Here is a 9,168-nt window from a genome sequence, read left to right as displayed (position 1 = left end):
CCTCTGAAAAATACAACATCAGGTAACCCGTTAAAATAATTTTTAGTAATTTGAAGCTGTTTCCCGCTTTCCGCTATTACTCCTCGCTCACCTTTCAGGCGCGCTGTGGGGTAGCCGCTGCAATCGGGGCTAAAAATAACAGCAACTCATCAACGTTCTTCCGGATACAGAAAGTCCGTAGACCAAGACAAAATAAAAAATAGCTTCAGCCAAAACAGGAAATACAATGATAATGAAACTGAAACATCTGCCGCTCTTGCTTTTGCCCTTTTCTTTAAGCTTACAGGCCCAGGAAATAAAAGCGGAACTTAATAAAGAATCCAAAAGGCAGGAAAAAATATCCTATATTCTGGACTATCCGCAGAACGCCAAAGGAAATGTCCCGCTCATCGTTTTTCTTCACGGTTCGGGCGAAAGAGGGAACAACCTGGAAATGGTAAAAGCCCACAGCCCGTTTACCTATAAAAACCTCATCAAGGAACCGGTAGCGATCCTGGCACCGCAGTGCCCGGAAAATACCTGGTGGGATACGGTAACCATTTATAACCTTATTAAAGAAATCCAGTCTAAGTACAAAGTGGATGCTTCAAGAATTTACCTTACCGGGCTCTCCATGGGAGGCTGGGGAACGCTGAAGCTGGCGATGGAACATCCTGAAATGTTTGCCGCCGTAGTATCGGTTTGTGCTCCGACAGACCGGGTGATGTATGCCAATATCCATCGGTACAAAGACCTCAACATGAAAATTTTCCACGGGGGAATGGATGATGTGGTGCTTCCGGAAAATGCCTTCAATTTTTACCAGAAGCTGCATCCGGTAAACCCGTCGGCAGAACTTACCATCTTCCCGAACGACAATCACAATTCCTGGGATTCCACGTACTCCAATCCGGAACTGTATAAATGGATGCTGTCTAAAAGAAAAGAAAAATAATAACGGTAATGCTCCAATTTCATGAAAGCTTTTTCGGTTCTTTCGATGTGGAAAAGATGCCCGGAGATGTAAAAGATTTCTCACTTCATTATTACAAGAATGAGGAATTACTCTATGATTACCGGTATGAAGGCGGAAAACTGTTGGAACGTAAAGATTTTGATCGGGAAGAAAGACACAGAAGGGTTTTTGAATACTGCGGTAATTACCAAATTACAACAGTATATAGTAAATCCGGTAAGGTTTTATCAAAACATCTCCAATTCAATCATGGTTTGAGAGGAGAGCCTAAGAGTTTCCTGATCGACGATGATGACCTGCAGAAAATACACATTACGGAAGATGGTACGGAAGAGATTTATTTCACAAACGGAGATAGGTATCTTGCATTTTGTTTTAGAGATCAGTTGCCGTTGAAAATAAGAGTAGATTTTCCGGACGTTAGAAAAACCTATCGTATATATGCAGAATATGACAATACCGGGAGGATCATCTATTGGAATAAAAAGACCGCAGATCCTAATGGTGTAAATGAAGAAAACTGGCTTAGCTATGAAGATGGCCTTGTCATTGAAACCCAGCATCGGGATGGCAGAAAAAATTACAGGATCACTCAGTATGATGACCGGAAGAGACCTCTTATCATTGCCGGTTTCGACAGCGGCGATTACCTTGAGGCGGTCAAAGAATACATCAAAACACCGGATGAGAAAAATCTATTGCCGGTCATGAAAATCATCCGGCTTGAGGTTTTTGATTATGATAAGTTCGGGAACAGGACCTGGTATGAAGAAAAGTATTACAGACCGGATTTTTCAAAAGAGGGATTAACTTACTACATCCAGGATTACAGGTATTACGATAAATACAATATTGAATACAAACGTTTTTACTGTCGAACAAAAGAAGAGTATGATGACTGCAGCGAAGACTTTACCAGACTCGAGTATGTTGAAAATGAAGTCCGTCAGTACCAAGATGATCAGCTGATGGCCATTCATCACATTGAAGATGGGAAAAAGATAAAATCTGAGTATTTCGGACATCGTTCCGTTATCAGGGAAACAAATGAGCAGGGAAATTCCGAAGTTGTACTGCAGGAATTCGATGTTGTTGAAAAATATGATACCTTTGGAAACAGGGTTGAATACTGGGTGAAGAACAACGTCACCGGAAAAGAGGATCATTATGAAGTTAAAGTAATAAGAAATTAAAAAGAAACTATAATTAAAGAAGATAGAGTAATGAAAAAGTTAATTGTAATCGCCACCTTGGCGCTGGCCCCTGTGCTTTCCGCGCAGGAAATGGTAACAAAGCCCGTACAGGCATATCAGACGGCACAGTATCAGGCGAAAAAGAAAGCCTTTGTCGAAAGCCTGCTGGCGAAAATGACGCTCGACGAAAAAATCGGACAGCTGAACTTACCAAGCTCAGGCGACTTTACCACCGGACTGGCAAAAAGTTCCGATATCGGTAAAAAAGTGGAGCAGGGATTAGTCGGAGGATTGTTCAACATAAAAGGAGCGGATAAAATCAAGGCCGTACAGAAAGTTGCGGTGGAAAACAGCCGACTGAAAATTCCTTTGATTTTCGGGATGGACGTGATCCACGGTTATGAAACCACTTTCCCGATTCCGTTGGGGCTGGCTTCTTCATGGGACATGAACCTCGTTCAGCAATCCGCCAGGGTAGCAGCAAAAGAAGCGGCGGCCGACGGCATCAACTGGACATTCTCGCCAATGGTAGATATCTCCCGCGAACCTAGATGGGGCAGGGTTTCCGAAGGTTCCGGGGAAGATCCGTACCTGGGAAGCGAAATCGCCAAAAATATGGTATACGGATACCAGGGAAAAGACCTGGCTAACGGAACCAACATCTTAGCCTGTGTAAAACACTTTGCGCTGTACGGAGCAGGAGAAGCCGGAATGGATTACAACCCCGTGGACATGAGCCACGTAAGAATGTACAACGAATATTTCCCGCCATACAAAGCAGCGGTGGATGCCGGGGTAGCTTCCGTAATGGCTTCTTTCAATGAAGTGGACGGAGTGCCGGCTACCGGAAACCGGTGGCTGCAGACCGAAGTGCTGAGAAATCAATGGAAATTCAAAGGCTTTGTTGTTACCGATTATACCGGGATCAACGAAATGGTGGATCACGGAATGGGCGACCTTCAGCAGGTTTCTGCTTTGGCACTGAAAGCCGGAATCGATATGGATATGGTGGGTGAAGGATTTTTAACCACCCTGAAAAAATCGCTGGCGGAAGGAAAAGTAACCCAGGCGGAAATCGATATGGCAGCCAGAAGAATCCTGGAGGCGAAATACGATCTGGGACTGTTTGACAACCCATACAAGCACGGCGATGCGAAATTAGCAGCGAAAGAAGTCTACAGCATGGAAAACAGGAACATCGCAAGAAATGTGGCCGCTCAGTCTATGGTATTGATGAAAAACGACAACAATGTACTGCCTTTGAAGAAATCAGGAACCGTTGCTGTGATCGGGCCATTGGTCAACAACTCGATGAACATGGCCGGAACGTGGAGTGTGGCCACCAAACATGCTATTTCTGTAAACCTGATGCAAGGGCTCCAGGCAAGCTATGGCAAAGATGTAAAATTCCTTTCTGCAAAAGGGGCGAATATAGACTATGATGCCAAACTGGAAGACATCTATGCAGCCCATGGCAAAAAAACCGACCGTGACAGCCGTTCGAAAGAAGCCCTGTTAAAAGAAGCGGTAGACGTGGCTAACAAAGCCGATGTTATCGTTCTGGCGATAGGGGAATCCGCTGAAATGAGCGGGGAATCCTCCTCCAGGACCGAAATCACCATTCCGCAGTCACAGGTAGACCTGCTGAACGAGCTGAAAAAGACAGGTAAGCCGATTGCCATGGTATTGTTCACGGGCCGTCCGCTGGCTTTAACCAATGTAAAAGATACGCCGGATGCCATCCTGAATGCCTGGTTCCCGGGTTCTGAAGCAGGAAGCGCCATCGCTGACGTTCTTTTCGGAAAAGTAAATCCATCTGGAAAACTGCCGATGACGTTCCCGAGAAGCTTGGGTCAGGTGCCGATCTATTACAATGCCAAGAATACCGGCCGTCCTTTGGATCAGAAGCTGGTCGACAAATGCGAGTACCAGAGATTCCGTTCCAATTATATGGATGAGTGCAACACCCCGCTGTACCCGTTCGGATACGGATTAAGCTATACGAAATTCAATTATTCCGATATGACCGTTTCCAATGCCAACCCGAAAGGCAACCAGACGGTGCAGGCTTCGGTAACCATTACCAACTCCGGAAATTATGACGGGGCAGAAGTCGTTCAGTTATACATCAGGGATATGGTGGGAAGCATCACCAGACCGGTAAAAGAACTGAAAGGCTTCCAGAAAGTCATGCTGAAAAAAGGCGAATCCAAAAAAGTAACCTTCGACATTACACCGGAAAACCTGAAGTTCTACAACGGCGACCTGAAATACGACTGGGAACCGGGAGAATTCGACATCATGATCGGGACCAACTCTTCAGACGTACAACATTCAAAAATCAACTGGACCCGATAAATCCTAAGAAAGCCGCTCATCAGAAGCGGCTTTTTTTATATCTGGAGGTACCACAATTTGGTGCGGTTTTTGATGAATCAAGTTTTTACAAATAACAAATGAAAAAGACAGCATTATTCGGTGCGATTGTGCTCAGCATGATGGCATTCGGTCAGAAAAAAACAATTGTTTTGAATAAAGTGGGTAATGATAAAGATGCCCATGGGTGTAAAGGCTCGGCAGGATACACCTACTCGCAGATTAAGCATGATTGCATCAGGGCTTTTGAGCAAAAGATCAAACTGAAAGAAGTAAAACCGGCAGGAACTGCAACTTTTATGTCAGCTGTCATTTTCAGCAAAGATATGAAGCAGGCTGAAATCTTTCTTCCCGACGTTGCATCCGAAAGTATAGTCCTGACTAAACAGACAAAAACAAACAGCTGGAAAAATGGCAGCTATACCCTGGAATCTTATAAAAAAGACAGATACCGGTTGAAGAAAAATAACAAAATTGTCTACGAACAAATGTAAAATAAAAAGCCATTCGAAAGGATGGCTTTTTATTTTATATGCTAAAGAACTCAGTAATATCTACATTAAAAGAGACAAAAGGACTGTCTGCGATAAAGGTACAATGATTCTATACAAAATTATGCGGAAGTACCACTTATCCTTTATATGCTGAAAAAGCTACGGAGGAGAGATCTGTTAATAGCAACAAATCATCATTTTTATAGCCCTGTAAGAGTGGCCTGTCATATCCGGGTCTTTCTGTCATCCGGTATTGATCTTTCATTATTTTTCTTCAGGAGCTGTTTCCCGCTATCCACTGTATCTTTTTCGCCACCGTCCGTTCCCGCCGCAGAAAAAGGATGCCGTTCCTATCGGGGCTAATCACGGCAGACTGAAAAAAATCCGTCAGGTTCTCAGAACCTGACGGATATTGCTTTTTAAAGATTAAAATGTAAATAACGTAAATTCGATAATATCCTATCTACTTTCAAAATAAAGAGCGTCAGATGAATCAGTCAAAATTTGGTTTGTAGTGTTGGCGGAAAAACTTCCAGCCTCCAGCTTCCTTCTTCTAGCCTTTTCACCTGCTTTCTGCTTCGATGCTGCGTTTATCCCGCAACTACAACCTCTTCAGAGTACACAACTCCTTCATAGCACGCATTGTAAATCGCTTTCAGTTCTTCCAGGGAAGGAACCCTCGGATTAAAGCCTGTGCAGGGATCAGCCAGCGCATTGGCTGTAATATAATCAAGGTTCTTCTCCCAATCCGCTTTCGAAATCCCGAAATCTTTGATCGCTGACTGGTTGTTTACTTCGGAACGGAGGGTTTCAATAGCCTGGGCCAGATCTTCGGCGGTTTCTTTACCGATCACCTTTGCCAGATCAGGATAACGCTCTGTTGCCTGCGCGTTGTAACGGATCACATTCGGAAGGAAAATGGCATTGGATGCCCCGTGAGGAATCCCGTACAATGCACCAACCTGGTGAGACAGCGAGTGAACAATTCCCAGCCATGCATTGTTGAATGCCAGGCCTGCCATAAAGGAAGCATCATGCATATTCTGACGGGCTGTGATATTACCCGGATTTTCTACCGCTTCTTTCAGATTATCGAAAACGATCTCCAGACCGCCTTTGGAAAGTGCATCTGCGATATTGTTATCAATATTGGAAACGTAAGCTTCCACACAGTGGGTGAGGGCATCAAGTCCGGTATTGGAGGTGACGTGCGCCGGCATCGAAGCACAGATCTCACCGTCAACGATGGCAATATCCGGAGTTAGTTCATATGAAACGATCGGGTATTTCACGCCTTTTTCCCGGTCGGTAATCACGGCAAGGCCTGTGGTTTCAGTTCCGGTTCCGCTGGTGGAAGGGATGGCGATAAAGCGCGCTTTTTGTCTCAGGACAGGAACGGTAAAAGGCTTGATCATCGCATCAAAATCCGCATCAGGATACTCGTAAAATACCCACATGATCTTGGCCGCGTCAATAGCGGAGCAGCCGCCCAGCCCGATGATCCAGTCCGGTTCAAAAGTCTGCATGATTTCTGCACCTTTCAGGCAGGTAGCAGAGGATGGATCTTCTTCCACCCCTTCGAATACCTGAGTTTCAATGCCGGCTTCGGTAAGGTAAGCAATCGCTTTATCCAGTGTTCCGCTTTTTCTCATTGAGCTTCCACCCGTTACGATAACCGCTTTTTTACCGTTGATATTTTTTAATTCTTCAAGTGTTCCCGCACCGTGGAAAACTTCTCCTGCAATAAACAATTTGCTCATTTTATTTCTGATTTTTGATAGGACAAAATTAGCCAGGCAGAAATGAGCGGTGTTATACAAACAGGACTACGCGTTATACATTTGCGCCAGTTCCTGCTGAAGCTCGGTCGGTGTTTCTTTGAGTTTCGCTTTGACAAACTTGTTGAGGGCGGACGGAGAATTGAAGCCCAGATCAAAAGCAATTTCCTTATGAGAAAGATCGGAAAACATCAGTTGGCGTTTTATTTCCATCAATATCCTGTTGTGAATGGCCTGGATGGCGGTTTCGCCGCAATGCTTCTTTGTAACGGCATTCAGCTTTTTCGGAGTGATGGCAAGCTCTCCGGCATAATACTGGACGGTCCGGTACTGCTTGTACTGTTCATTCAGTAATTTTTTAAACCGTACATACAATGGTTTGTCAGCAGTATCCTTATGTAAAACGGGATGCAGGCCGTGAACCGATTCAATCAGACCCAACAAAAAAATCTTGATTTGGAATCTCGCCTGTTCTTTTTTGATCAGGCTCGGTTTCTCATAAATGCCCTGGATATTCTGAACCAGCTGATAATTTTCTGTAAAATCATCCGGCGAAAGAATCGTGCAGTTCAGCTGCTTGGAAAGATTTACATTGTAAGTACTCAGCTCGTTTTTCAGAATATCGGAACAGAATAAAATCTCTTCAAACAGGATGATCTTTCCTTTTACATCATGGCTCGGATCCGAAACAAAATGAACCTGTTCCGGAAAGACCACGGAAATTTTGCCGGCCTTCAGCGGATGGATCTTCGATTCGATATGAAGGCTGAGGGTTCCGCTTTCCAATACAATGATCAGGAAATGGTCTTTTTTATGGGGTCTTGTATAATCTTTCAGATGTTCTGGCGTAAGGTCAAATACCCGGAAAGACAGGTTCCGGTCTTCCTCCTTTTGAATATTCTTTTTAATTTCCAATTTCTTCAGACTGCCCATTCTATTTCATTATTGTTTAAAACAAAGCAGCAAAGGTAAAACAAAACATTTTAAATGCAGGAGGTTGATATCAATCCTTGATGGGACACAATTGTAAAGCCATACATGTGAATGAGCAAAAAAAATTCCGTAGGAATATCATCTGTGTAGAAATAACAATGTTTTCACTGTATTTCGCACACCCTAGGTATGCTATCTTAATAAAGGCTGTGGCAAAGATTGAACATTATCTGAATTTGGATTCATCTGTTATGAATATAAATTCTATTCGAAACGAAAGCAGATGAAATCCAATTCCGGAATATAAATCAGCAAAGCAGGATTTTCATCTCTCGCCGAAAAATCTTATTTTTGCATACCTAAAAGTAAAAGAAAGAATGAATTCCTACAAAAATCCATTGGAAGAGCGCTACTCCAGTGAAGAAATGTTATTTAACTTCTCACACAATAACAAATTCCGCACCTGGAGAAAACTTTGGATCGCGCTGGCTGAAATCGAAAAAGATTTAGGCCTTGACATCACCGACGAGCAGATTGCAGAACTGAAAGCCAATGCCGAAAACATCGATTACGATAAAGCGGCAGAATACGAGAAAAAGTTCCGTCATGATGTGATGGCGCATGTTCATACCTATGGAGATGTGGCTCCTTCAGCCAAAGGAATCATTCACCTGGGGGCAACTTCTGCGTTTGTAGGGGATAATACGGACCTGATCCAGATCCGTGACGGACTATTAATTTTAAAGAAAAAATTAGTAAACGTCATCAAAAACTTAGCGGACTTCGCTATCGAATATAAAGATCTTCCGACTTTAGGATTTACCCACTTCCAGCCGGCACAGCTGACAACCGTTGGAAAAAGAGCAACCCTTTGGTTACAGAGCCTGGTGCTGGATATCGAAGAGTTGGATTTCTTCCTGGAAACTTTGAGATTCAGAGGTGTAAAAGGAACGACGGGAACGGCGGCAAGCTTCCTGGAATTGTTCAACGGAGATTATTCCAAAGTAAAACACTTAGATAAGGAATTGTCGAAAAGATTCGGTTTCGAAAAAGTGTTCGGGGTATCCGGACAGACCTACGACCGTAAAATCGATGCTAAAGTGGTCGCTTTATTAGGAAATATTGCGCAATCCGCTCATAAATTCACCAACGATTTGCGTTTGCTTCAGAACCTGAAGGAAATTGAAGAACCGTTTGAGAAAAACCAAATTGGTTCATCAGCTATGGCTTACAAGCGTAACCCGATGAGAAGCGAAAGAATCGGAGCCCTGGCAAAATATGTAATGTCTCTTACCACCAGTTCTGCCATGGTCGCTTCAACGCAGTGGTTCGAAAGAACACTGGACGATTCTGCCAACAAGCGTTTAACGATTCCGCAGGCATTTTTAGCCGTAGACGCCATCCTGTTGATCTGGAACATCATCATGAACGGAATCGTG

At 43.8% G+C, this 9,168-nt stretch carries 7 protein-coding genes; 5 read left to right on the top strand and 2 right to left on the bottom strand.

Going from position 1 to position 9,168, the window contains the following annotated elements; translation table 11 throughout:
- Positions 1-232: 232 nt before the first annotated feature.
- The 4 genes from QZ735_RS05780 to QZ735_RS05765 all read left to right on the top strand — a co-directional run bounded on the left by QZ735_RS05780 (position 233) and on the right by QZ735_RS05765 (position 5,018).
- The gene (locus QZ735_RS05780) at positions 233-934 is read left to right on the top strand and encodes a prolyl oligopeptidase family serine peptidase (RefSeq protein WP_294245465.1); all 702 of its coding nucleotides are present in this window, start codon (positions 233-235) and stop codon (positions 932-934) included.
- Positions 935-942: 8 nt separating this feature from the next.
- Complete coding sequence (locus QZ735_RS05775) at positions 943-2,148, top strand: hypothetical protein (protein ID WP_294245463.1); 1,206 nt, start codon at positions 943-945, stop codon at positions 2,146-2,148.
- Between the two features lie 30 nt (positions 2,149-2,178).
- Positions 2,179-4,506 (top strand): beta-glucosidase BglX, encoded by a 2,328-nt coding sequence (gene bglX, locus QZ735_RS05770; protein WP_294245460.1) that lies wholly within the window; start codon positions 2,179-2,181, stop codon positions 4,504-4,506.
- 98 nt (positions 4,507-4,604) lie between these two features.
- Positions 4,605-5,018 carry a hypothetical protein gene (locus tag QZ735_RS05765; RefSeq protein ID WP_294245457.1) on the top strand — a complete coding sequence of 138 codons (414 nt, stop codon included), beginning with the start codon at positions 4,605-4,607 and terminating at the stop codon, positions 5,016-5,018.
- Positions 5,019-5,608: 590 nt separating this feature from the next.
- On the opposite strand, the gene QZ735_RS05760 is transcribed toward QZ735_RS05765, so the two are convergent.
- Together QZ735_RS05760 and QZ735_RS05755 are read right to left on the bottom strand one after the other, a co-directional pair.
- Positions 5,609-6,778 (bottom strand): iron-containing alcohol dehydrogenase, encoded by a 1,170-nt coding sequence (locus QZ735_RS05760; protein ID WP_294245454.1) that lies wholly within the window; start codon positions 6,776-6,778, stop codon positions 5,609-5,611.
- Between the two features lie 66 nt (positions 6,779-6,844).
- A complete protein-coding gene (locus QZ735_RS05755; RefSeq protein ID WP_294245450.1) occupies positions 6,845-7,729 on the bottom strand; it encodes a helix-turn-helix transcriptional regulator in 885 nt (294 codons plus the stop codon).
- Positions 7,730-8,106: 377 nt separating this feature from the next.
- On the opposite strand from QZ735_RS05755, the gene QZ735_RS05750 reads away from it, so the two are divergent.
- Positions 8,107-9,168: adenylosuccinate lyase (locus QZ735_RS05750; RefSeq protein ID WP_294245446.1), on the top strand; the 1,062-nt coding region annotated here is incomplete at its 3' end.

The organism is uncultured Chryseobacterium sp., from assembly GCF_913776365.1.
GTDB lineage: Bacteria > Bacteroidota > Bacteroidia > Flavobacteriales > Weeksellaceae > Chryseobacterium.
This window is presented reverse-complemented; position numbering and strand designations above follow the sequence as displayed.